Genomic DNA, 1,297 nt, shown 5'->3' on the forward strand with positions numbered 1-1,297 from the left:
GCAGTGGCGCGTAAGAAGCCGGACAACTCAGCGGATCGAGAGCTGGTGGCCAGGCTGGTCGACCAGGCGCGAGCCGAAGGAGTGGAGCTGGTCGGGGAGAACGGGCTGCTGGGCCGGCTGACCAAGCTGGTGCTGGAGTCCGCTCTGGAAGGCGAGATCACCGACCACCTCGGCTACGACAAGCACGAACGCTCCGGCAACGACAGCGGCAACACCCGCAACGGCAGCCGGTCCAAGACCGTCGTCACCGATGTGGGGCCGGTGGAGATCACCGTGCCACGTGATCGGGATGGCAGCTTCGAGCCGAAGATCGTGCGCAAGCGGCAGCGGCGTCTGTCCGGCGTCGATGAGATGGTCATCTCGCTGGCCGCCAAGGGGCTGACCACCGGCGAGATCTCCGCGCACCTGGCCGAGGTCTACGGGGCCGACGTCTCCAAGCAGACCATCTCCACCATCACCGACAAGGTGCTGGACGGGATGGCCGAGTGGCAGAACCGGCCGCTCGACCCCGTCTACCCGGTGATCTTCATCGACGCCATCCACGTGAAGCTGCGCGAGGGCCAGGTCGCCAACCGGCCGATCTACGTGGCGCTGGCCGTCACCGTGGACGGCGAGCGCGACATCCTCGGGCTGTGGGCCGGCGACGGCGGCGAGGGCGCCAAGTTCTGGTTGCACGTGCTGACCGAGATCAACAACCGCGGTGTCGGTGATGCGCTGATGGTGGTCTGCGATGGCCTCAAAGGGCTGCCGCAGGCCATCGAGACCGTCTGGCCCCAGGCCGTCGTGCGGACCTGCGTGGTGCACTTGCTGCGCGCCTCGTTCCGATACGCCGCCCGCCAGCACTGGGACGCCATCGCCAGGGCGCTCAAGCCGGTCTACACCGCCCCGACCGAGGCGGCCGCGCTGGAGCGCTTCTTAGAGTTCGCCGAGGTGTGGGGCGGCAAGTACCCGGCGATCGTGAAGTTGTGGGAGGACGCCTGGGCCGAGTTCGTGCCCTTCCTCAACTTCGACACCGAGATCCGCCGGGTGATCTGCTCGACCAACGCGATCGAGTCGGTCAACGCGCGGATCCGGCGGGCGGTCAAGGCCCGCGGGCACTTTCCGAACGAGCAGGCCGCGCTCAAGTGCGTCTACATGGCGATCAGGAGTCTGGATCCGACCGGCAAGGGCCGCAAACGGTGGATCACCCGTTGGAAGGCCGCCCTGAACGCCTTCGCCATCACCTTCGACGGCCGCCTGACCCCAACGACCCGATAACTAATCAAGATCGAGATACACCGTTAACTGGACACACCCG

General features: G+C 66.9%; 1 protein-coding gene. It reads left to right on the forward strand.

All coding sequences use genetic code 11. The features are described from left to right. Positions 1 to 3: 3 nt before the first annotated feature. A complete protein-coding gene (locus ACWEJ6_RS54755; RefSeq protein ID WP_452433716.1) occupies positions 4 to 1,257 on the forward strand; it encodes an IS256 family transposase in 1,254 nt (417 codons plus the stop codon). Positions 1,258 to 1,297 lie beyond the last annotated feature (40 nt).

Source organism: Nonomuraea sp. NPDC004702, assembly GCF_053601695.1.